The sequence below is a fragment of the Terrilactibacillus tamarindi genome (genome assembly GCF_009718825.1).
Lineage (GTDB): Bacteria > Bacillota > Bacilli > Bacillales > Sporolactobacillaceae > Terrilactibacillus > Terrilactibacillus tamarindi.
This window is the reverse complement of the sequence record NZ_WNHB01000001.1, coordinates 214,186-238,514: the sequence shown is the minus strand read 5'-3', so window position 1 is coordinate 238,514 and position 24,329 is coordinate 214,186. Positions and strand designations below refer to the sequence as shown.

21 protein-coding genes and 1 tRNA gene are annotated in these 24,329 nt (G+C 35.6%); 7 read left to right on the top strand and 15 right to left on the bottom strand.

Features of this window, described 5'->3' with window-relative positions; translation table 11 throughout:
* Positions 1-112: 112 nt before the first annotated feature.
* Together GMB86_RS01080 and GMB86_RS01075 are read right to left on the bottom strand one after the other, a co-directional pair.
* Positions 113-994 (bottom strand): SDR family oxidoreductase, encoded by an 882-nt coding sequence (locus GMB86_RS01080; RefSeq protein WP_155215933.1) that lies wholly within the window; start codon positions 992-994, stop codon positions 113-115.
* A gap of 188 nt (positions 995-1,182) precedes the next feature.
* A complete protein-coding gene (locus GMB86_RS01075; protein ID WP_329602688.1) occupies positions 1,183-1,827 on the bottom strand; it encodes a hypothetical protein in 645 nt (214 codons plus the stop codon).
* 268 nt (positions 1,828-2,095) lie between these two features.
* On the opposite strand from GMB86_RS01075, the gene GMB86_RS16055 reads away from it, so the two are divergent.
* Positions 2,096-2,293 carry a YjcZ family sporulation protein gene (locus GMB86_RS16055; RefSeq protein ID WP_155215931.1) on the top strand — a complete coding sequence of 66 codons (198 nt, stop codon included), beginning with the start codon at positions 2,096-2,098 and terminating at the stop codon, positions 2,291-2,293.
* A 312-nt stretch (positions 2,294-2,605) separates the two neighbouring features.
* Here the strand turns inward: GMB86_RS16055 and GMB86_RS01065 are convergent, their stop codons facing one another.
* Positions 2,606-3,226, bottom strand: a complete 621-nt coding sequence (locus GMB86_RS01065; protein WP_329602687.1) for a DUF421 domain-containing protein — start codon at positions 3,224-3,226, stop codon at positions 2,606-2,608.
* A 722-nt stretch (positions 3,227-3,948) separates the two neighbouring features.
* On the opposite strand from GMB86_RS01065, the gene GMB86_RS01060 reads away from it, so the two are divergent.
* Positions 3,949-5,253: a hemolysin family protein gene (locus GMB86_RS01060; RefSeq protein ID WP_155215928.1), complete on the top strand. Its 1,305-nt coding sequence runs from the start codon at positions 3,949-3,951 to the stop codon at positions 5,251-5,253.
* A gap of 55 nt (positions 5,254-5,308) precedes the next feature.
* Here the strand turns inward: GMB86_RS01060 and GMB86_RS01055 are convergent, their stop codons facing one another.
* The 6 genes from GMB86_RS01055 to GMB86_RS01030 form a co-directional block, all read right to left on the bottom strand.
* Positions 5,309-5,944, bottom strand: coding sequence for a response regulator transcription factor (locus GMB86_RS01055; protein ID WP_155215925.1), 636 nt, complete (start codon positions 5,942-5,944; stop codon positions 5,309-5,311).
* 36 nt (positions 5,945-5,980) lie between these two features.
* Positions 5,981-7,708 carry a thiol reductant ABC exporter subunit CydC gene (cydC, locus tag GMB86_RS01050; protein ID WP_155215923.1) on the bottom strand — a complete coding sequence of 576 codons (1,728 nt, stop codon included), beginning with the start codon at positions 7,706-7,708 and terminating at the stop codon, positions 5,981-5,983.
* A complete protein-coding gene (gene cydD / locus GMB86_RS01045) occupies positions 7,705-9,435 on the bottom strand; it encodes a thiol reductant ABC exporter subunit CydD (protein ID WP_155215921.1) in 1,731 nt (576 codons plus the stop codon). The genes cydC and cydD overlap by 4 nt, the downstream gene beginning before the upstream one ends.
* Complete coding sequence (gene cydB, locus GMB86_RS01040; RefSeq protein WP_155215919.1) at positions 9,435-10,448, bottom strand: cytochrome d ubiquinol oxidase subunit II; 1,014 nt, start codon at positions 10,446-10,448, stop codon at positions 9,435-9,437. The genes cydD and cydB overlap by 1 nt, the downstream gene beginning before the upstream one ends.
* Positions 10,432-11,835: a cytochrome ubiquinol oxidase subunit I gene (locus GMB86_RS01035; protein ID WP_155215917.1), complete on the bottom strand. Its 1,404-nt coding sequence runs from the start codon at positions 11,833-11,835 to the stop codon at positions 10,432-10,434. Before GMB86_RS01035 ends, cydB begins: the two co-directional genes overlap by 17 nt.
* Positions 11,836-12,671: 836 nt before the next feature.
* Complete coding sequence (locus GMB86_RS01030; RefSeq protein WP_155215915.1) at positions 12,672-12,998, bottom strand: MerR family transcriptional regulator; 327 nt, start codon at positions 12,996-12,998, stop codon at positions 12,672-12,674.
* A 242-nt stretch (positions 12,999-13,240) separates the two neighbouring features.
* Between GMB86_RS01030 and GMB86_RS01025 the strand changes: the two genes are divergently transcribed.
* Both GMB86_RS01025 and GMB86_RS01020 read left to right on the top strand, forming a co-directional pair.
* A complete protein-coding gene (locus GMB86_RS01025; RefSeq protein ID WP_155215913.1) occupies positions 13,241-13,402 on the top strand; it encodes a Fur-regulated basic protein FbpA in 162 nt (53 codons plus the stop codon).
* A 117-nt stretch (positions 13,403-13,519) separates the two neighbouring features.
* Positions 13,520-13,595: transfer RNA gene (locus tag GMB86_RS01020), tRNA-Val, on the top strand.
* Between the two features lie 86 nt (positions 13,596-13,681).
* On the opposite strand, the gene GMB86_RS01015 is transcribed toward GMB86_RS01020, so the two are convergent.
* Positions 13,682-14,203 (bottom strand): phosphatidylglycerophosphatase A family protein, encoded by a 522-nt coding sequence (locus GMB86_RS01015; RefSeq protein WP_155215911.1) that lies wholly within the window; start codon positions 14,201-14,203, stop codon positions 13,682-13,684.
* Between the two features lie 224 nt (positions 14,204-14,427).
* Here GMB86_RS01015 and GMB86_RS01010 point away from each other — a divergent pair, with 224 nt between their 5' ends.
* Positions 14,428-15,120, top strand: coding sequence for a YetF domain-containing protein (locus GMB86_RS01010; RefSeq protein ID WP_155215909.1), 693 nt, complete (start codon positions 14,428-14,430; stop codon positions 15,118-15,120).
* A 382-nt stretch (positions 15,121-15,502) separates the two neighbouring features.
* Here the strand turns inward: GMB86_RS01010 and GMB86_RS01005 are convergent, their stop codons facing one another.
* The 3 genes from GMB86_RS01005 to GMB86_RS00995 all read right to left on the bottom strand — a co-directional run bounded on the left by GMB86_RS01005 (position 15,503) and on the right by GMB86_RS00995 (position 18,313).
* Complete coding sequence (locus GMB86_RS01005; RefSeq protein ID WP_155215907.1) at positions 15,503-15,739, bottom strand: hypothetical protein; 237 nt, start codon at positions 15,737-15,739, stop codon at positions 15,503-15,505.
* Positions 15,740-15,813: 74 nt separating this feature from the next.
* Positions 15,814-16,776, bottom strand: a complete 963-nt coding sequence (locus GMB86_RS01000) for a coiled-coil domain-containing protein (RefSeq protein WP_155215905.1) — start codon at positions 16,774-16,776, stop codon at positions 15,814-15,816.
* A gap of 370 nt (positions 16,777-17,146) precedes the next feature.
* On the bottom strand, positions 17,147-18,313 hold the full coding sequence (locus GMB86_RS00995; protein ID WP_155215903.1) for a BMQ_0737 family morphogenetic spore coat protein: 1,167 nt from the start codon (positions 18,311-18,313) through the stop codon (positions 17,147-17,149).
* Positions 18,314-18,535: 222 nt separating this feature from the next.
* On the opposite strand from GMB86_RS00995, the gene GMB86_RS00990 reads away from it, so the two are divergent.
* Complete coding sequence (locus GMB86_RS00990) at positions 18,536-19,321, top strand: hypothetical protein (RefSeq protein WP_155215901.1); 786 nt, start codon at positions 18,536-18,538, stop codon at positions 19,319-19,321.
* 397 nt (positions 19,322-19,718) lie between these two features.
* Here the strand turns inward: GMB86_RS00990 and fabI are convergent, their stop codons facing one another.
* Complete coding sequence (fabI, locus tag GMB86_RS00985; RefSeq protein WP_155215899.1) at positions 19,719-20,495, bottom strand: enoyl-ACP reductase FabI; 777 nt, start codon at positions 20,493-20,495, stop codon at positions 19,719-19,721.
* A gap of 324 nt (positions 20,496-20,819) precedes the next feature.
* Positions 20,820-22,655 carry a monovalent cation:proton antiporter family protein gene (locus GMB86_RS00980; RefSeq protein ID WP_155215897.1) on the bottom strand — a complete coding sequence of 612 codons (1,836 nt, stop codon included), beginning with the start codon at positions 22,653-22,655 and terminating at the stop codon, positions 20,820-20,822.
* A 314-nt stretch (positions 22,656-22,969) separates the two neighbouring features.
* Here GMB86_RS00980 and GMB86_RS00975 point away from each other — a divergent pair, with 314 nt between their 5' ends.
* Positions 22,970-24,142: an FtsW/RodA/SpoVE family cell cycle protein gene (locus GMB86_RS00975; RefSeq protein WP_155215895.1), complete on the top strand. Its 1,173-nt coding sequence runs from the start codon at positions 22,970-22,972 to the stop codon at positions 24,140-24,142.
* The last annotated feature ends 187 nt before the right edge of the window (positions 24,143-24,329 follow it).

Sequence of the window (24,329 nt, the reverse complement as noted above, 5' to 3'; positions counted from 1 at the left end):
CTGAGTATCCAAAGAAGATAGGCGGGGGATCAACTGCCCGTAAAGGTCCGATTGGTTCAGCTAACCATCAGTGGGGATGAAGAAAACCCCTACTGATGGAAGTTTCTCTTTATTAGCCATTGACGGTCGTTGCCCCATTAATATGAATGGTTTGTCCTGACATATAAGAAGCATCATCAGAAGCTAAATAGACATAGGCTGGTGCCACTTCGCTTGGTTGTCCGGGTCTTTTCATTGGAGTGTTTAATCCAAACTTTTTTACTTCGCTTTTAGGAAAAGAAGAAGGAATGAGGGGCGTCCATATCGGACCGGGAGCAACGGCATTAATCCTAATCTGTTTACTTAAAACGTCTTTATTTTGGGAAAGAGCACGCGTAAAAGCAAGTATAGCGCCTTTTGTTGCTGAATAATCCATCAACTCAGGATTCCCTTTATAAGCCGTTATTGATGTCGTGTTGATGATGGTCGATCCCTTTTTTAAATGTTTGATGGCTTCTCTAGAAAAATAAAAGGTTCCAAAAATGTTAGTTTGAAAAGTTCTTTCAAATTGTTCATTTGTGATATCTTCTAGTTTTTCACAATAGTGTTGTTCTGCAGCGTTATTTATAAGAATATCAAGTTGACCATATTTTTTTATGGTTTGCTCAACAGCTTGCGTGGCAAATGTTGGATCCCCGACATCTCCCTTGATCAATAAACAGTCGGATCCTTCCTTTTCAACCATTTGTTTAGTTCCTTCCGCATCTTGATCCGCTTCGAGATAGACGATCGCCACTCTTGCTCCTTCTTTGGCATATAGTACAGCAATAGCTTGGCCAATACCGCTATCTCCTCCGGTGATGAGCGCAACCTTCCCATGTAATTTTCCACTTGCCTTATAGTTTGGTTTAACGACCTCCGGCTGAGGATTCATATCACCCTGAATGTCTGGCACTCGATAACCCGCTTCAGGAGCTTGAGTATCTTTTTCTACTGTCATGGGGTCTTTATTCATTTTATTCCAGTCTCCTTTGCTTTCATATTCAGAGTTATTGTTACCAGTAATAATAAATTCATTCGAATAGCATAGTAAGTTTTCTAAAGCAATAAAGTAAAACTTGCCGATTGCTGGGCTTTTTGAACACGCATTTAGAGTACAAAAAAAGACTTACCGTTTAAAGAGTAAGTCAATTTCTTAATCATTTATTTATTTGTTTTGCCTATTGCACGGAGAGCATGTGATGACCATCCTTCTAATCTCGAATAAACATTCTTTGAATATAATTCCTCAAGAGTCATCCACTTGCCTTCCAAAGCTTCAGTCTCTTTAACCTTTACTTCGACGTCTAAAGGTAAGTTAATTGTCAAAAGAATCCCTATATGAACCTGGCTTACAGGTTCAGAATCATCATTAATAAAACCGACCGTTTGACTATCCATTTCACAAGTCTTGCTAAATTGAAGTTCTTCATGAAGTTCACGTGTTAAATTTTCATTCAATAATTCATGAAAGGTACTTTTGCCAGCCACAGCGTTCATATGTCCGCCGACTCCGAGTGAAATCTTGCCATGCAGACGTTCTTCTCCCCCGCCGCCTAAACGTTTATAAGAGAAGAGTTTATCTCCACGCCGAATGACAGCATAAGGTATCGGCTGTTTATAGGTGGGATTCTCCTCTGCATCACCCCGGCGCATCACGTCATAATGTGTTTCAATCCGATGTTCTAATTGAGAAATATGACGATCATCCATCATTGTACCTTGAAAAGCATATGTTTCAGGCGAACTCTCATCACCAAATAATTGACTTCGTTTAATAACGATTATTTGTTCATCCATCTTACCCACGACATAATCATCCTTACTTTAAACATATTTCTATTTTAACTTTGCATGATATCACGAGTGGAGTCAAGGATTATATGGAAGCAACGAATATTTTTGATCGAGATCCCATCAATTTAACAAAACACATAAAAAGATAACAAAAATCATTTAAAAATTTTTCTTAATATAGTGGGCTTTAGCACAATCATAAAATTTAGGGCAAAAGCATAGCCAATTCGTGTTATCAATCATAAGATATAGTATCTTGACAATAAGGAGCTGACAAATTATGTTTGGTGGATATGGTAATGCACCTTATACAGGTGGAGCTTATGGTGGTAATCCAGGATTTGGCGGAGGTTACGGCGGAGGATGTGGCAAAGGATATACATCTCCTTCCTACGGCTACGGCTGTGGTAACGGTTTTGCTTTAATCGTTGTATTGTTCATTCTTCTTATCATTGTAGGCGCAGCATTTGTCTGTTAAATAAAAATAGCTAAGCAGGTACTTTGTAAATTAAAGGCAAGTGATTGTAAATTAAGTGCTTTAAATCATTAACATGTCTTGAATGTTGCACATATTATAAAGGTACATCACTATTAATTTAGTGGTGTACTTTTTTCCATTTATAAGCCATCCACTTTTTTCTCGTACTCTCCAAGAAAATCGTTTGTCTCTAAAAGGAAAGCCGTTAGCGAACCCACAATTATACCAATTATTCCCCTAGAAAATACCCATTGACTTAGAAGCGAAAAAAACATTTTATACTTTAGTATTATATTCATTTAGTAGTTACCCTCATTTCAAAAATTCAGGATGCTCATCAACATGCTTTTTATTTTTTTTAACTTCTGTAAAAAGGTTATCTGACCCAGTTGTTTGAGTTGCTGTTGTTTCAATGGATGGATTGGACTGATTCAGTTGTATCAGCGATTTCAGCATTAGAATATCCTCTTTAGTTGCATATTGTTTTTCAGGTTTTAACATATATCCTAACTGACCGTTCGATTCAATTGTTGCCCATTGTAAATCACTAAATTTTTGAATGTTTTGTTGTCTCAATCGCACCTCAAGCATATCAACAGTTAAGCGTAACTTTTTTAAATTTCGTTTATTAAGTTGGCCATTTTCTACCACTAGAAGGGATTTTCCGTAAATAAAAGTCTCGAGAGTATCATATTTCAAAGTAATATATTCAATAAAAAGAAGTGTAGCGACCATTAAAAATGTTATTAACATCGTAATCCATATGTTTCTCTCACTAACCGGTTGAATAATTAATGAACCAACCGCTATCATCATGATAGTCTGAGCAACTGTTAGCTGTGAAATTGATTTTCTTCCAGCTAACCGCAAAATTAGTACTCCACCAAATACAATGACAATAACCTTCCATATAAAATGCAAATCCAAAAACACCCCACCTTGTCAAACTATCTATAAAAAAAAGCTCACTGATCCTTTAATTAACTACAAGCTAGTAGCGATAAAATACAAATATGTCTTACAAAAAAGCTTGTTTATTGAAGGCAATGCCTTATATAATGTGCAAAATTATGTAATTATTCCCTTTAATCAATCCTTAATAAAATATCTTGACTTTTAATAAAAGGATTCCCTTACTTTTTAGATATTTATACGACACTCTTACAAAAAAACTTGTCATATCGAAACTTGTATAATGGTGGGCACGTATAGAACGTTAGTCGTTTCTTTCTTAGAATAAAAAGAGGACATTCCTGCCTTTTTTTGAGTTGATTGAAGCTTGTTATATCAAAGGATTTCATTTGTTTGGTGGTTTACGGATCACCGAAAAATATATCTTACTGGAGTAGGTATTAAAATTTCCGAATATGCATCAACCTATTTGGCGTCAACTGACCTCCACCTGTTACAGTGGAGGGTTATACCTATAAAATTTATACTTATGAGGGCAACCCTGAATGATACCAAATATGCCAAAGTCTTGTTGCCTGGGAATGTTTTTCAAAATTTTCTGTTATATATACTTACATTCATATTCATTAAAACAATGAATATGGTAAACTATTATTAAGATAATTGTCATATCTATAACATATACTATAAAAACTTATTCATGGAGGTGACACCTCGCGCCTTGATCGGTGTTGAGGAATCATTTGGACGATATCGTTGGGATATTAATCATTTTGTTATTAATTTTGCTTACAGCATTTTTTGTCGCAGCGGAATTTGCCATTGTTAAAGTACGATTAACCAGACTTGAGGAAATGGCTGGTGAAGGAAACAAACGAGCAAAAGCTGCGAAAAAAATAGTGGAGCATCTCGACGCCTACCTGTCTACAACACAGCTGGGTATTACGATTACTGCCCTTATTATTGGCTGGGCCGGTGAACCTGCTTTTTCAAGGTTATTTGATCCTGTATTGGGCATGATCGGCATAAACAGTACCATCAATCAGTCAATATCAGCTGTCATTAGTTTTATCATTATCACCTATATTAACGTTGTGTTCGGTGAATTGGCTCCAAAAAGCATCGCCATTCAACAAGCTGAAAAAATCACTCTACTTATTGCATTTCCATTAATTTGGTTTAATCGGTTCATGTTCCCATTTATTTGGCTATTAAATAAGACCTCTAACAACGTTACACGTCTATTTGGAATTAGTCCTGATGCGAACAAGGAAGCCGCTTTAACCGAAGAGGAACTTAAGTTAATTTTATCGAACAGCTATAAAGGCGGTGAAATTAATCAACTTGAACTTCAATATTTAAATCGAATCTTTGATTTTGACGAACGCACGTCTCGAGAAATCATGGTCCCCAGAACCGAGATTATTTGTCTTTACAAAGACCATACACTAGAAGAGAATCTAGAAATATTAAGACAGGAAAAATTCACTCGTTTTCCCGTAGTTGATGGTGATAAAGATACCATTGTTGGTATGATTAACATTAAAGATATTTTTGACGATTTTCTGATTGATAATATTCAAACACTCGATCACTATATTCGCCCTATTATCTCCGTCATCGAAACGACACCCATTCGCGAATTGCTTACAAAAATGCAAAAGTTAGGCATTCACATGGCAATGCTTACTGATGAATATGGGGGAACAGCCGGATTGGTCACTGTTGAGGATATTATTGAAGAAATCGTTGGAGATATACGGGATGAATACGATGAACACGAAGAACCGATGGTCCAATATGTCACACCTAACCATCTTATTGTCGATGGCAAGGTGTTAATCTCTGAAATTAATCATTTATTAAATCTTGACATTAATAATGATGATCTCGATACCATTGGCGGCTGGCTTCTCTCAAAGAATGACGACGCTAAAGTAGGAAATATTATTTATCTTAGCGATTATGCTTTTGTTGTTCATGAAGTCGATCATCATCATATAAAGAAAATAACGATCAGGCCAAAACAAGCCTTAAAGGCTCAGTAAACGCATGACTAAAGCCAAAGGGAGGAAAATCAAAAATGATTCTCCTCCCTTTTTCTTAGGAATGATATAGTTCATACGCATACCGCACCAATTGAACACGATTTTTTAAATTCAACTTATTAAAAATGTTCTTTAGATGATTTTTCACCGTGTATTCGGATATTTGGAGTTTCTCTGCGATCTCCTTATTTGAGACTCCTTGAGCTACCCAGCGAATAATTTCCTTCTCACGATAAGTTAAATCCCGTGAAATCTCAACATGGTAGTTCTCAGCAAATGTCTTTATCATTTGGTTTATGAGATCTGTTGGCAAACTTTCTTCCCTTACGATAGCTTTTAAATAATCTGCCCACCGTTCCATGTTGGAATTTTTAACGAGATACCCTTGAATTCCCCAACGCATGGCTTCAAATAATGGCCACATTTCAAATGTTTTTGTAATTAAAACAAACTTGGCTTGTGGGAAGATAGCTTTTAAATCACCAACATCTTTTAATTTTTCTTTCGATGGCTGATCTTGTTCCAACAGGACTAAATCAGGTAATAGATCTTCAGAAAATAGAAAATCCCCTTTTTCTCTTGTTCCGTCCACAATAAATATAAAATCCGGATCTTGTAAGAGGACCTGCCGAATACCACTTCTACTTCTATCTTCATTTCCGAACAAGACAACTTGAATTGGTGAAGGCATCTTTATTATCTCCTTCTAATTGGAGTAGAAAAATCGTCATAGTTGATAAGGGACATCTAATTGATACAGCCGGCGGTAACGTTCGTTTTTAGACATCAACTCTCTATGATGCCCTTGCATTTCAATTTTTCCATCTTCTATAAAAATCACTTTATCCATTTTATCGGCACCAACGAGATGATGAGTGACCCATATTAATGTTTTTCCTTTCATGGCTTCAAACATGGTATCAAGTAAGTCTTTTTCTGTTGATGGGTCTAAACCTACTGTTGGTTCATCCATTAACACAATCGATGTATTCTGTAAAAGTACTCTTGCTAAGGCCAATCGTTGACGTTGTCCACCTGAAAAGTTCTCACCCATTTCATCAACCACGGATTGGTAACCCAAAGGAAGTGAGTCAATATACTCATCTAACTTGGCTCGTTTAGCTGCACGCTTTATCTCATCTTCTGAGGCTAATTGATCACCTAATCGAATATTATTCCGTATGGTTGTATCAAATAAGTAAGGTGTTTGATTTAGAACTGAAACAAAGTCACTCATCTTCTCACCAAAATGGGTTGCGGGTATACCATTTAATGTAAGCAAGCCTTTTTCAGGCTTAAGAGCCCCATATATTAGCTTAATTAAACTTGACTTTCCCGCACCACTTCTCCCAATTAGAGCTATCTTCTCCCCTTGTTTAATCGATAAATTTAGATCATGAATCGTCCATTCACTCTCATTGTCGTAACGAAAATAAACATGGTCTAAACGAATAGTGACCTTATCAGGGTTCATTATATGATCCAACTCATTTTTACTTTCTTCCGTTTCAAAATGACTCGTTTCGACAAGCCGTTTAAGAGATGTTTGATATTGTGATATCTTTTCGATTGACTCGGAAACCGGGATGAAAATTTCACTTAATGTAAAAACAACCAATACGAAAGCCGCAATTAAGGTTCCAGGAATCTGGTGAGTATTGACCATCCCACTGGACCAAACAATCATTGAAACGACGATTAATCCAATGATCCCTTGACTCATAAATTCACGTAACCGACTCATTGAATGTAGTGTTGAGGTTACTTTTGTTATCTCATTTTCTTCCTTTTCATGTTGATGGATGAATTCATGTGATCTTCCTGATATCATCATATCAGTAACCCCAAGTACTGCATCAGTTAAATTCTGATACAAATGGTTTCTTTGACGATTGATTTTCTGACTCTTTTTTTTTGTCATCCAGAGTGAAATAATTGGAAAAAGAATGATCAAGACGAAAAGATATATGGCCATAATGAGAGCGAATGAGAGGCTGAACCAACCAATGGAAAAAATAACAATGAAGTAAACACTTAATGCCACGATACTTGGAAAAATCGTACGAAGGTAAACATCCTGTAAGTGTTCGATATCATCTGACAGCAATCCAAGAATATTCCCTGTACGGACTTTTGAACGAATCAACAGAGCGCGAGGTTCTAGTCTTTTATATAGTTGAATTCTCATTTCAGACAGAATTCGAAGCGTCGCATCATGACTAATTAATCTTGCGATATACTGAATCACGGCTCGCCCAATCCCAAATGTTCGTACCGCAACAATGGGAACATATATCATAAGAACATTTTCTGGTCTTAATGCCGCTTTAGATATTAAGTAACCAGATGTATACATAAGTGCCGCTCCGCACAAAACAGCCAAAAGACTTACGATTAGAATGACTATAAATCTTCTCCAATATCGTCTTATATAATCAACAAACCATTCCTTCATTCTAATCCCTCCAATTGGGATTGAATTAACTTATGAAATTCACCTTTTTTATTTAGTAAGTTGTCTAATGTCCCTTCTTCAATTATCTTTCCTTGATTTAAAACAATAATGTAATCCATTTGTTTCATCCAATGTAAACGATGTGTGGCAAAGAAAACAAGTTTATGATTAAACAAGGACATCATCGTTTCTTTCAATTCATATTCTGTTTCAATATCCAGATGGGCGGTCGGTTCATCTAGTAAAATGATCGGACGCTGGCAAAGAAAAGCACGTGCTAGGGCTATTCGTTGTTCCTGCCCACCACTCATCATTCTCCCACCATTTCCTATTTGTTCTTTTATCCCATCTGGAAAGCCTTCCACCAGTTCGGCTAAGCCTGCTTGTTCTAGTGCTTTTTCAACTTCAGCAACACTCGCATTGGGTTTATAAAAACGGACATTATCTAGAACACTCTGACTAAAAATATAAGGAGTCTGAGGAATATATGTAATATGCTTTCGCCACGCTTCATGTGTTAAAGAAGTTAAAGAATGTTCATTTTCTGATAATTTTATCTCACCTTCCGATGGCGTCATAAATCCACTTAAGATGTCAATTAATGTGGATTTACCAGCTCCACTCTCACCTATTATACCGACTTTTTTAAATCCCTTTACACTTAAATTGATACAGTTTAATGACATTTTCCCTTCTTCTTCTCGAAATACGGATACTTTGTTTAATGTCAATTCACTGTTTTCATCCCATTTACTTAAACTGAATAGATTTTTCTTTTTTTGTTCAATTGGAACGTCAATAATGGATTGGATAGCCTCGGCTGCTTCCTTTCCATTTAAAGTCGCATGATAATCAGCGCCAAGTTCGCGAACAGGAAGAAAATATTCTGGAGCAAGAATTAAGATCATAAGAGCTGAATTCAAGAAAATTTCGCCGTTAATTAATTGTAAACCTAACATAACAGCAACTGTAGCAACCGATAACATTGTAAAGAAATCAAGAGCAAAGGACGAAAGAAAAGCAAGACGTAACGTTCCCATGGTCATCGTACGATATTTCTCACTGACACGTTTAATGGAAGTTCCATGCTTTTTACTTAACCCTAAGAACTTTAGCGTCTCAATTCCCCTTAAAGAATCAACAAAATGATTTGATAAAGTTTGATAAGCCGACCACTGCAAATCCATTTTCTTTTGCGCGGCCAATCCCAATAAAATCATAAAAACAATTAAGATAGGCATCGTAACAAGTAATATGACCCCAGACGTTCTATTTTCAATAAAAACGACAGCAAGGATCACGACTGGCGTTATTCCCATACTAGACATTCTTGGCAAAATAAGCTCAATAAATGTTTTTACCTGACTAATCCCTTCCAATACTAGAGTAACAAGATTTCCTGTACCTTCTCTTCTAACAAATGCAGGGCCAAGCTGAAATAGCTTGGCCATCATTTGTTCTCTTAGTCTAGTTCCCGTTTTCTGAGCAAAACGATATGCTCTTCTTTTAATAAGAAGAGAAAGGGCATATCGTGCCGTGAACGCCATAGCAAAATAGATAATCTGATGTGAAACGCTAGAAAGACTATGCCCCGCAAATAAGCTGGATATAATATCAGACAACCATTTAGCTTGAAATACGATACAGATGCTTTGAATCATTGTGATAACACTAATCAAAGCTAGAATTAATTTGATTCCTTTATACGACATTAATTCGCGATTCATCAGTACTCTAAATGCTCCTCGGTCACCCTTTTACGGAAGATATAATAACTCCAAATTTGGTATCCTATTACAAAGGGGAGTAATGTAAGTGAAACGATCGTCATGACTTTCAAAGAATATGATCCTGAAGCGGCATTATGAATCGTTAAATCATTAGCCGCGCTAATACTGCTTATCATCACTCTTGGAAATAGTCCAATAAACATAGAACCAACAGCAAGAGCAATCACAATACCTGTCATAGCAAATGCAAAACCATCTCTCTTTTTATTCATAAATAATCCTGCTAAAACAAGGGCAATAACAACAGCTACATAGATGACTGATAATACGATCCCTTTTCTTGCAAAAATATCGGTTGATAAATACGTACCAACAACAAACGCAACAAGAAATAATCCCACAAAATAGATGAGTGTCTTGGCAAAATTCCGTGCTCGAGCTTGAATATCTCCTGTGGTTCTGAGTGTGATAAAAATGAGTCCATGTAATAAACATAACACTGTGACTGCGATGCCACCAATTAATGTATAGACATTAATATAGTCTGTAAATGAACCATGAATATTCATAGATTTATCAATAGGCATCCCTCTCAAAATCGCTGAGAAGGCTACTCCCCATAGTAAAGGGGGTAGTAAGCTGCCAAAGAAAATGACCCAATCCCAAAGATTTTTCCAGTTTGAATGTCTTACTTTTCCTCTAAATTCAAATGCAACCCCGCGTCCAATTAACGCAAGAAGCATCACAGCAAGTGGAATAAAGAACCCGCTAAACATAGTAGCATACCAGTTTGGAAAAGCTGCAAAAGTTGCTCCTCCTGCGGTTAATAACCAGACCTCATTAGCATCCCAAAAAGGTCCTATCGTATTTATTAAAAGTCTTCTTTCAAGATCATTACGACCTAAAAGGCGAACCGCCATTCCTACTCCAAAATCAAACCCTTCTAGGAAGAAAAAACCGATAAACAAAATAGCAACAAGTATAAACCATAACTCATTCAGCGAAAGCATGATAATCCTCCCCATCAAATGGATCATTAGAATTTGGTTCTTCTACCGTAGGTTTTGCTGGACCCTGTTTAATGACTCGAATAAACAAGTAGACCATAACACCAGCAAGGATGGCATACATAAATGAAAACGAGAGAAGTGCAAATAACATTGAACCAGCCGAGACGTTAGGTGAAACCCCATCAGCCGTTTGCATATACCCAAAAACAGTCCATGGTTGACGACCAATTTCTGTCATGATCCAACCTGTTGAACTTCCGATAAAAGGTAGGAAGATAGCTAGAATCATCAGGCGTAAGAACCATTTTTTCGTCATGATTTTTTTGCGCCAGACTAAAAACGCCCCATAGATGCCTAATAAACACATGATGCCTCCAGCAATGGTCATAATTCTAAAACTCCAGAAAGTTGTTTTTACTGGCGGAATATAATTTCCTTCTCCATATTTTTTGACGTATTGTTTTTGAAGGCTTTCCATTCCTTCGACGTTACCCGTGAATTTCCCATATGAAAGAAAATTTAATAGATAAGGAATTTTGATTTCTCCGGTGTTTTTATGATTTTTCTCATCGATAAAAGCTGTAACGGTCCAATCCCCGCGTTCACCGCCATCTTGCCATAACCCTTCACTAGCCGCCATTTTCATGGGTTGCGTTTTAACTAAATATTGGGCCTGTTCATGTCCAACTAGAGCAAGACCTATACCTGTAATCAATCCAATCGTAATAGCGATATTAAACGACCTCTTAAAGAAATCGAGATTTCTTTTCTTTAATAAGTTAAAAGCACTTACACCAGCGATGAAAAAAGCACCGGTTGCGAAAGATCCCAGGATGGTATGTGGAAATTCAACCCAAAGCTGACCATTTTTTATTAGAGCAAAAAAGTCATTCATTTCTGCTCTACCATTTCGAATAACCATGCCAACGGGGTGTTGCATAAACGAGTTAGCAGCTAGAATCCAAAACGCTGAAATCATTGTACCTATAGAAACTAACCAAATACTTAATAAATGAACTGGTTTAGACAGACGATCCCAGCCAAATATCCAAAGACCAATAAAAGTAGATTCCATGAAAAAAGCAAGTAAAGCCTCAATGGCTAGTGGTGCGCCAAACACGTCCCCTACAAAACGAGAATAATTTGACCAGTTCATACCAAATTGGAATTCTTGTAGAATTCCTGTGACAACTCCAACGGCAAAGTTGATTAGAAATAAGTGTCCCCAAAACTTCGCCATCTCTTTGTACACGTCTTTCTTTTTTACAACATACATCGTTTCCATAATTGCAATTAAAAAAACTAGTCCAATGGAAAGTGGAACAAAAATAAAATGAAAGAGTGTTGTCGAGGCAAATTGAATCCTCGATAATAATAAAGTATCCATTGACTTCCCCTCTTTATCTTTTTATTAAGGCCTTATATAAGTTAAGGGTCTATAAAATTTAAGGAAATAACTTAATTTCCATCCATAAAAGATTTAAAAAAATGTATTTGCTAACATTATTGGCCTTAATACAAGGTTACTACCGAATACCCGTCCTCGACATACCTCTTTAGAGCTATTATCGTGTCATTTCTGTGTCAAATATTTGTCTATTTTTTGAACACGTTTCAATTTTAGAACATTCATCCCATATAATTCTTCTTTTTATCATTTTAAAGCCACTAAAATGTTTCGATATTCGTAACTATCTTTTAGCGATCAACATTTCGAATAACTTGTGACATTTCTTTGTACTGTGACTTTTGATACTGAAACCCGTTTATAAGTTATCTCAAAAACTTGATTTGAGTCTTTTTCATTATGTAAGCGGTAACAAATTGATCCGTTTAATAACTAAATTCTTTCTTTTAATTAAACGATGTAACTCATGGATAAAACGGTTTTTAATTCCTTCATTTTAATTGTGACCTTTATCATTGAATTAATCGAGATTAGCATAGATCTATCGACTTCAAAGTCATTGGTCTAATAGGGCGATATACCTTTTAATCAACATGCTAAAGAATATAATATCTTTTTTGTTGCATAATAAGAAGTATTATATCCAACAGTCATGTGTTTTTGATAAATAAAAAAAACCCACATAATATTGTGGATTTATAAAAGTAAGACGTGATGAAATTAGAAAGTTTGTTAAACTCAAAGATGACGGTGATATTTACATCTTAGCGTTAATCATCCGAGAAGTTTAACTACAAAGAAAAAAGAAGCTTCGGCTATTGTCTCTTGTTGAAATAGGCATTTAATTGACCTCTTATCATGGTTTCCTTAACCGCATGATCATAACTTGAAGATTGCTTCATATTAAGTTCTTTTCTTAATTCAGACGTTTGCATGCCCTCCTCTATTTTATTGGCAATTTCCATTAATGCTTCAACGTCTGAAAATGAATACTTTCGATTACCACGTTCTGATCGTTCCGGGAAAATAAGCTTTCTTTTTTCATAATAACGGATTTGTCGTTCACTTAATCCCGTTAGTTCACATACCGTACCTATGGAGATTACTTTTTTAAAAATATATGATTCCGCCTTTGAAGACATTGGGCATCCTCCTAGGTCTTTTTCTTAATTATACGATAAATCTTAAATTAATCAAACTTATTTGTAAGGAAATCTTACATCAATAAAATTGCTCTTATTTTCTGTAAACATTTCTTACATTAAAAGTATATATTTTCAGCGTGATGTTTTTTTACTCGAATAATTGGGTATACGTATAGATAGTGGAAGATTTACCTATACATCGTTCGTAAATAAGAAAAAAGTTAGAAGGGGTTTTTCTAATGAGTACTTACCTCCACAAAGCAGAAGAGAAAAAGAAAAATAGATATATTAACAGGTTATTAAATTTAGGCGTGTATAAAACGAAGAATAGACAGCTATATGAACTATCACTTCAGCAGCTTGAACAAGAATATGATAAAGTTACCAGTAAAAATCCATGAAAAAAAGAGTCAATTCTATTGGCTCTTTTTTACGGTTCTAATTCAATCAGTTATTGTCTAAATTTGTCGTTGACAATCTATTAATTTTCATTTATATTTATAAATGTCCTAAAAAATGATCCGTTAGCTCAGTTGGGAGAGCGCTACCTTGACAGGGTAGAGGTCACTGGTTCGAACCCAGTACGGGTCACCATACATAAACCCATTAACAACGCGGTTTCTCGATACAGATCGAGGGGTCGCGTTTATTTATGCCTAAATTAAACCCTCATATGCTATTTAATTGTTGTCATTTAATTCTTCTAGATCTCGGATTCGATGTGCTAAACGACTAGATGCATTTGCCGCAATACTAGCGACAAGATCATCTAAAAATGTATTGACATGACCGCCTTCACCATTATCCAAACGTTTGATTATCCCTGTCTTCACTTTATCCAAATGGCCAAAAGTAGTTGCTGCTATGCTGCCATAACTTAAAACAGCCCCAATAGCAATCGTCTCATCAACGCCAAATAATCCTTCATCCTGCCTTATTATGGTCTGTAGTGGTTCGGATAATTTACCTTCTTCCGCTAACTTATCTAACTCTACTCCAACTAAAATGGCGTGTTGTAGTTCTCTTTTTTCAAGAACGGCTTCCACACTTTCTATACATGCTTCTATCGTTAAATTTTTTTGATAAGGGGCTTGCATTAAGTAAACAATATTGGCTATATCAATAATTTGGACTCCTCGTTCAATCAGCAATTCTTTTGTTTTTTCAAAGATAACATGACTTGGAACAAAATTTTCTTTCATTATAAAAGCTCCTTTTTCTATCTCTTTCTTGTGACTTGCCCTTTTGATATTCTTTTTAAAAATTTTTTATTTAATGAGGTATGATATTTTCAAGATTAAGAATCAAGCTATTGATGTATTTTTTCTATAATCAATTAATTAGTGAATAGTTACATAAAAATCACATGTATGGTCAATCTTAATCTGAGATACCTTTTGAAGTTGATTTTGGCAGGGGGAATTTTATGGAATCTTATCTATCATTAACTGTTGAACTCATTGTTGGACTGTTTGGTTTGCTAATACTTACCAGATTAATGGGTAGAGCGTCGATTTCAGAAGCAACACCTTTTGATTTTGTTTCCGTCCTTATCGTTGGGGATTTTGTCGGTGAAGCGATATATAATAAAGAAGTTAAAGTTTTTTTCATCCTATATGCCATTTTTCTGTGGGGACTACTCATTATCTTGATAGATTTAATCACACTAAAATTCAATAAAACGCGTTATATTTTTGAAAGTACGCCATCACTTATTATTGATAATGGTGTACTTGATAGAAAAGAAATGAAAAGAAATAAATTAGACATAAATAAGCTTCAAATGATGTTGCGGGACAAAGATGTCTTTTCAATAAGGGAAGTTGCTTTTGCTATTTTAGAGCCTAATGGTAAGATATCAGTTATTAAAAAGCCTAAATATGAATCGCCTCCAAAACTTGAAAAGTCTTCCTCTATAAACACTGTTTCATTACCTGTCACTCTAATAAGTGATGGTAAAATTCTGCTAAATAATATTAAAAAAATCGGGAAAACGAGTTCCTGGTTAACCGATGAACTTCATCTTCGAGGAATTCAAGATCCTAAGACGGTCTTTTTTGCTGAATGGCGACTTGAAGACGGTCTTTTCATTCAAACGTCTAGTCCCAAAACTTCCTAATTGAATAAAGTGAAGCTTCCATCGTGGGGGTTTTCTTCATCCCCCACTGATGGTTAGCTGAACCAATCGGACCTTTACGGGCAGTTGATCCCCCACCTACCTTCTTTGACTACTCAGAATCTTGAGGTGGGGGTCTTACTGCCCGTTAAGGCGGGATAAATCTAAAATTATATTTTATTAAACAGATAAAGCTTCAATTAGTGGATGTATTCATTATCACCAACATAGAATGCTTGGTTACGCTCCTTGTCTTAAGGTGGGAGTCAATACTCGCTGTTGATGCGGACAAGTTATCCGTCTATAATTGATAAAATTAAGGGAGAAATAACAGAGCAATCACGATTGCTCTGTTTGATCTTTCATGCTTCATATATTAAAATGCCTATTGCTTTTTAGATGACGATTCATCACTTTCTGTTTCAGCTTCATGGTGTGATTCATAGCGTGGAATCGGAAATCCCCAAAAATCCCTCATAATAGGCTCTTCGTTATCTACACGACTTGAATGGGGTTCATGATGACTAGGTTGATCGGACTTATGTTCAATGATCACTTTATCAGCAACAATACGAAGAGTATCAACATGGATTGTTTTGGGTTTATGCTTTTCTTCTGACATGTCAAGTTCCTCCTTTTTTTAGGTCACTTTCACTATATGCAGCTCAGTTGTATTTGATATAGACATACACCTACTTAGACATTAATAAGAATTTGATTTGCGCTTTTTACTTTATAATGATTATCTTGAAAAAAAACAAAACACTCTATCGATACATGATCGTTATACTCATTTTCTATTGGAATTTGAAAATCGGATACTTTTAGTGTTTCATTCGAAGCGAGTGAAAGAGGTTTTAAAGGATGAATCCATATTTCACCTCTCTCTCTTGCTTCTTCAGACCACTCATTTTCAAGGAATACCCATCTCACTTCATCCTCCTGGTCCAGACCATTGACATCAATGTCATTAGCATCGCTTATATGCCCCTTCAACAGGGCTGCATCGCCAGGATAAAATCTAAAACAGATAATCGGGTTACTAAGTGATTCTAAACCTATATTTTCAATAATGAGGTCTCCTCGGATGATTGTTTTTTTCTCTCCAAAAATAATGGCATAGTCTGTGTAAACCATGGCTCTGACTTTTGATTGTTTTGGTGTGCTGGTTATTTCTTGTGGCCTTTCTTTTATTATCCTGTCTCCATTTGCTTTTAATCTTTTTTCCAAAATCGCCATCCGTCTCTTGTATATATCAATCTCTTTCTCTTTTGCATTCATTTCCTCTTGTACCTCGGCTAATAAAGCTTCATATCCCTCAATTCGATGATATAAATCCTCTTGCTGCCGGTCATCTTCGGTTTTTTGATTTTTTTGAAGTTCATCGATTCTCTTCATTTGTTCGTCATGATCTTTTGCATATTGTTCTTTTAATGTATTATAAGAATTTAGTAGAGTTTGATATTTATTTTGAAGATCATGATTTAATGATGAAACTTTCTCTGATTCAATTTGAGATTCTTTTAGTTTTTCTTCTAATTGATGGAGCTTTTCATTAACAAATATAAAATCCTTTTCCAATTTCAAGGATTTTTCCATGTAATATTTATGCCGATTGACCAATCGTGCATAGCTAAGGACCTCTTTACCTTCATCCAAGACGTTTCCCCCTCAAACATGGTCTTTAGATAGTATATGAACCGTTCAGGCTAAACATGATTAATTCCATTACAAGCTGATCAAGAAGTGGTACTCCAGACACCGTCTAGAACCATTTAGGTTTTAAATAGCGAAGAGAGTGGTTACCCGTTGAAAGATTAAAAGTGACTCGTCTAAGTATCTTTACTTTACCTCTATTTAATTAGAAGCCCTTACTTCTTGGCATGTATTAATTGTTTATGGAAGAAAAAATGAAAGGTGCTAACTAAATAACCTTTTATAGAAAAAAGGTATAAGTCAGCACCCAACTTCGTTTATATCCAAAATTAAAATAGAGTGAGCCTACCTTAATTGACTCACTCTTGTAATGTTAGAAAGATAAATCTGCAGTTTCACTATCATCAATGACAATAGCTCCCTCTGTTACATCAACAACACCTGTATCAAACACTTTGCGTCCAGAACGTTCTTTTATAAGTTGTACTTGGAATTTATCTCCGTATTTGCTTTGAACAAGAGCAAGATTGAAATCTAGCTCATCGCCGTGATCCGTTTTACCTTCGCCACTAATAAGAAGCTTAACTCCACCTTTTACTTCATCCATTTCTAACGTGTCGGGATCAAATTCAGTCGCTACGAAGTTAAAACTTTTTAGTCCATCCTCGCGGGATCGATCATCAAAGGTAAACTTAAATTTACTGTTTGAGAGAACTCCTCCTGGACAAATATCGAATAGGATACCTGCTACTCCTTCTTCAGTTGCATCTTCTCCAGTTTCACCACTTGCTTCACCTTTCGCCTCCGCGTCACATGGTTTACCAGGGAAAATATCTGGACATTGTTTTGGAAATTCGATTGGTGGGCAATTTCCATCTGGATCTTCAATTGGATCAATGTCATTTCCACGAGGTGTACAGAATTTCGCAAGAACTTCTAACTTCACTTCAGCTTCAACCTGTACATCTACGCAAAAAGTAACTTCAAATTTCACGCGACTTGGTCCTGGAGCATTCAATATGAGTGATCCACTGGAAAGTTTTGACCAGATTTTTGATACACGGCAGAATAAATCAGTACCATCAGGATAGCAAAGAACAAACGATTCAAGAGCAGTCACATCAGTTTTAATTTTAGTTACTACTTCACCATGACGGTCAACAACTTTAACGATCACGTTTGCTGTGAATAGCAAGTCAACCAGCTCAGCATCAACAAATTCACCACTAATCGGTACCGTTACATCTCGTTTATCTCCAACTTGTTCACAGAAAAATTGACTATCTTTTAAAGATGATGATTCACTACCACTTATAGGAAATAAAGGAGGTACCGTTGGAGTTTTGACAACGATACGCAATGGACGACGAGAAGGGTCATCTAATGCACATTGAATGTCTTCTAATTGCTCATCTGTAAATCTAAGTTCCTTTTTCACTGTTAAACTATCCGTTACCCAGTCATAAACTTTGGGTACACGAATACATTCATCTTGAAGGCCAGAAGCCTTAGGGTGCATTGGTTTATGTTTGTTACCCATTTCATACCTTCCTTTCTAATCAACAACTATCATTGTTGGTTGGTTCCCTACATACTATGGGTATAACCAAGATATTGGCACACTTCTGATAGCCCAATTTTTAACCATTTACCCTAGTACCTATTATAAGCGGCTTAGCTTTACCTATATTTACCCAGTCTTATCTTAATTCTTTTAAATAAAATTAATGATGTTTAGACCAAATATGAAAGTGGTGAAAGAATGCCTACGATTTATATTCATGATCAACCGTTCGTTTTACATAGGACTGCCTTTGATCAATTAGTTAAACTTCTTCCCTATTGGGGGCTTCAATTAACAGACGACAATAAAATAATAGGGGCTCTCAAAGGGAAACGTTTATTTATCAAGACTCATCATCAAGAGTTAATTTCACAAGCAAACCATCTTTTAAAACATACATCGATCGGTCTTTATCCAGCGAATGATGACCAAATGGATCTGATAGCATCCTATGTTAATGACTCATCAGAGCCGTTCATGACCATTAAAGATACAGATAGAAAATATTGTCTCATACCCTCTTATCACCTTAATGTGAATCAATCTCGCTTTATCTATAAAGGAATCTGGATACCTAAACAAAATAAAAAGTATCATATAACGTTCCATTGTCCGTCTGTTTACTTGGCGAGTGAGTGGCTATCCTATTTAATTTTACTTCACCAATCTAAACATTTACCTTTCCTACCTCCATTCAAACAAGATTCCTATAACTATCTTGTCGATCACGTACTAAATAAAGTAAATCCATCATTTGCTGCCTACCAAAAACCGACTAAAACACAACCTGAATTTTTGTGGCCAGTTTTACCTCCTCAACAAACTCTAAAATCTAAGAAAAAACGGATTAATAAATTAAAACATGACACTATTCAGGCTTTTAAAAATGAACCCATGACAACAACTACTTTTAATCCTTTCAAAAAAGAACGGTCAACTAGTACAAAAATGAATCCGTTCACCAAAAAAAAGCATGATTATTGAAACGAAAGGCGTTTATCATGAATATACTTAAATTGGTTAAAATTTAACTTAAAAAGTGAGGGTTATCTTAAAGTGAATAAACATGAGGTTAAAAAACTTTATCGGAAAACCAAACGTAAAAATTATAAAGAGAGAGTAGAAAATTCTAAAAAGTCTCTCTTTGATCCGCCAGAGACGAAGGGTTGCCGTACTTGTGGTAAAGTCACTTGGAGACCCAATTAAACGTTACGGCTCGAAGATTTTGCTTTCTAGATTAAGGTTAGTTTAAATGTTTATGTATGGGTAACTCGTCATGGTTACCTGTGTGTGCGAATTTCAAGGCACTGTTTCTCTATTAAAATAGCCATTCAAAACATTAAAATAGAGCCGACATATTTAGTCGGCTCTTATTTTTGTATTATATACCAATCACGTGATAACCACTATCCACGTGAATAATTTCTCCCGTAATGCCACTTGCAAGCTGACTCATTAAAAATAGTGCTGTGTTACCAACATCTTCAGTTGTTATCGTACGACGAAGCGGTGAGCGTTCTTCAATCACCTTAACAACACTATTGAAGTCAGAGATTCCTTTTGCTGATAATGTACGGATTGGACCTGCTGATATCGCATTCACACGAATATTTTGTTTGCCGAGATCACTAGCAAGGTAGCGAACACTCGCATCCAAACTTGCTTTAGCAACACCCATCACGTTGTAGTTTTGAACGACCCGTTCTCCGCCAAGGTAAGTCATCGTCACAATACTACCGCCTTCAGTCATTAGCTCTTTTGCTTCTTTCACAACGGCCGTTAATGAATAAGAACTAATATTTTGGGCTAAAAGGAAACCATCGCGTGTCGTATTTAAATAATCGCCTTCTAACTCTTCTTTATTCGCAAAAGCGATACAATGGGCTAAACCATGGATCGTACCCACATCATCTTTAATGGCTGAAAAAGTGGATTTGATTTCTTCATCATTTGTGACATCACAAGGGTAGAATAAGCTATCTTTATTTTCTAGCGTTTCCGCTAATTTTTCAATTCCTGCCTTAAATCGCTCAGTGGCGTATGTAAAAATGAGTCTTGCGCCGGCTTTATCGAGTGCTTGTGCAATGCCCCATGCTATACTTCTTTTATTGGCAACCCCCATCACGACGATGGTACGTCCTTCTAAAGACAAATTCATTTGTTTACCTCCCGAAATCTTTCATAAAATCTATTAATCATATGAAAACAATTATATCACGAATGTCTGGATATTTGCCAACGTCACTGATTGCATTTAATTATAATCTAGTTCTTTTGACTCTATATCAAAGAAATAAGGTGGTAAGACTTACTTTATTTCCCAATTAAATTGAAATAGAGTTATCGTTTAGCTATATGAAATGTGTGTAAAGTTAAAGACTTCATACATGACCCAAAATTGTATATCCATTAAAAAACTTTTTATAAAAAGAAAAAGGCAAATCAAGGTATCATTCTCATACCTGATTTACCTACCTGCCTATTATTCCAATCGCTCTCTAAGTTTATCTACATGCTCTTTACTTCCAGTTACAACTAAGCGGTCGCCTACTCTTATTCGAGTATCACCTTGAGGAAGAATAGAATCTCTGCCTCTATAGATTCTTACAACGACAAGATCTCCTAAGAATGGTAGTCGACGCAACGTCGGCCCTACAATTTCTCTATTATTTACTTTAAGTGAATAGAGACCATTGTCTTTTTCATTTAGAAGTTTGACTAAGTCAGGAGATTGGATGATCGCTTTTAAAACGGATTTTATAGAGAAATACGTAGAAAACGTGTCAATGCCTTCGTCTTGTAGTTCTTTCATAAGTTCAGGACTTTCAATGCGTGAAACTATACGATTAATTCCACGTTCTTTCGCCTGTTTACATATTATAGCATTGGTATCATCTACTCCTGTCGAGGCGACAAGAATATCAGCTGCAAAACAACCGGCTTTTTCCAACGTTCTTTCATCGTAATTTTCCAATTCGATGACATCAAAATCGGTATCATCCTCATTAGACTCTAGCTTTTGTAATTTTGTATGGTATATTCTTGTTTCAAATGAACCTTCATTCATTTCTAGAGATAATGGCAAGGTTATTCTGTTAGCACCAATAAAGACAATCCGTTTCTTCTTATCCACTGTTGTTTTTGGAAAGACCTTTCGGAAAACGACAGGCGTAATAATACATGAAACAACAGCCAGTAGAATTAATGCTGAAGACATCTTATTATCTATCACATGGATACGTTCTCCAACTTTAGCTGCAGCCACGACAAGAGATAGGGTTGATGTCAACAAAAAACCTGATCCAATCACGGTTCGCCAATCATACCATTTTTTTAGAATTAAAACAGGAATTAACTTAGATACTAATAAACCTACAAATAAAACAGGAATCATAAGGAGAACATGAAAATCGCTAAATAGTTTCCAAATATCTAAATCGACCCCTATCATCACGAAGAAAATAGGAATAAGAAAACCGTAACCGAACGAGTCCAGTTGTTGAACCATTTCCCTATTAGGGGATAATAAAGATACTAATACTCCGGCCAGAAAGGCTCCTAATATATTTTCAGCACCAACAGTCTCCGATAGCCCAACAAGCAATATAATGAGAGCAAATATGGCACGCATCCCAATTTGCACAGTTCCTTTTGATAAAGATTCAAAAAAAGTTCTGTGACGCAAAGTCTTAGCGATGAAGTATATGACAACACCAACGACAAAGAGTATCAATAAGAGACCCATTCCGCCTGAACTTTTATCATAGAATGAGACAAAGACGGACAAGAGAACCATCGTAACGAGATCCGCGATAACCGTGATTAATAGAATGATTTGCCCCACTGACGTTTTCATCAGTTTTGCTTCTTTAAGAGTAGGCATGACAACGCCTAATGAAATCGTAGAGATAACGAGTGTCATGAAGTAATAATTGCTTGTTAAATTGACCAATACTAAAATAACAGAAATAATAAAGGATATGACGAGAATGGCTAGAAACACAAGACTAGATATAACTAATCCGTTAGGTTCGGTTTTTCTACCTTTCTCTTTCTTTTTATTTCCACTAGAGGTGAAGACTGAAAAATCAATTTCTACACCACTTAAAAACATAAGAAATATAAATCCTAAGGTTGACAGTGTATCAATCCAAGCACCATGTCCAACCAGGTTAAATCCACTTTTTCCTATAATTAAACCAGCGATAATTTCTGCCACAACGACTGGGATAATATTTAATTTAAATTTTGTTAATAAAATAGGGGTAACTAACGCTGCGAGTAATACAACGACTAACGAAGTAACTGTTGAATGCATACCTTCCTCCTACAAATATTTTTTTACTATTCTAATGAAATTCTTATTATCTTTCAAACAAAACAAAAAGTCCACTCATTCGACTTAGTTAGGTGCAGAAATTTAAGATATACGTTTCATAAAACGATTATTATGTAATTCTACAACGATGAATTATTCGATTTCTTCTATTTGGTTTTGGCAATCTAACGAACTATAACTATTATCAAAATCTGAAAAAGATCCTTTTTTTAAAACATTTCCGTTCCATACTGACTCAACATAAGGTATCATTGAATAGAACTCAGTTATTATTTGCAAAAAGGAACGGTATTATGAACAATCATCAATCCATTTTTTCAAAACTTGATTATACGATGATCTTTATCATTTTTTTGCTTTTTTGTATTAGTCTTGTGGCTCTGTATTATGCCCCTGATGGTGGAAGACATTTTATTTCCCCCCAAATTCGATGGTATTTCTTTGGATTCATTGTTTTTGTATTTTTCCTGTTAATCGATTATGAATACCTTAAACAGATTCATTGGTTCTTATATGGTTTTTGCATGCTATTATTGATCGGCCTTTCTTTGAAACAATTTCTCAATGCCCCCATACCTTTTGTTGCAAACCCAGAAGATACCATGGGTGCTCTTAGTTGGTATGCAATACCCGGAATTGGTAATTTGCAACCTTCAGAGTTTATGAAAATTTTTATGACTTTATCTATGAGTACGATCATTTTTAAACACAATGAAAATAATCCAATTAGAACCGTTCACGAAGATTTGGTACTACTAGGAAAACTTGCACTTATATCAGGACCGCCTTTTTTAATTGTCCTAGCACAACCTGACCTTGGAACAGCTCTCGTTATGTTTTCTATCATTTTTTGCATTGTGTTAGTTTCTGGAATACGTTGGCAATTCATCTTGGCGATTGTATCAACAATTATAGCTAGCGTAATTATGTTCTTTGTTTGTTGGTTTAAATTTCCAACCTTAATCGACCATGTTTTAGAATCTCACCAAAAAGCGCGTTTCTATGGTTGGTTAGATCCTGTAAAGTATTCAAATGAACAAGGGTTTCAATTAATTCAATCACTGCACACCATTGGGCCAGGACAAATGTTAAACTTCGGCCTAGATACAACGTCTGTTAATATGTCTGAGGGGCACACAGATTTTATCTTTGCGGTTATTGCAGGTAGTTTTGGATTTATTGGTGCCTCCATTGTTATTGGACTTTATTTTATCTTAATTTACCGTATGGTCCATGCGGCGATTTCTACTCACGATCATTTTGGAAGTTATATTATTACCGGATTCATCGGCATGTTTATGTTTCAGGTTTTTGAGAACATTGGAATGACCATCCAAGTTATGCCAATTACTGGAATCACCCTTCCCTTTTTAAGTTATGGAGGGAGCTCCATTATTACAAGTATGATGGCTATTGGAATAACTTTAAGTATTCAATCACGTAAAAGAACCTACATGTTTCATTAGGATTCCTACTTGTCTATGAACGATTATTTTTATTTACATTTAAAACTTCCTATTCACCTGTAGGAAGTTTTTTATTTTCATTATCTTATTACTTCATACTAAATTTATCATTATCATTTAATTAGGTTAATGTTATACTTTTTGTTATGGTAAACGATTCTAGGATTTTTAACATTAAGAGGTTTCT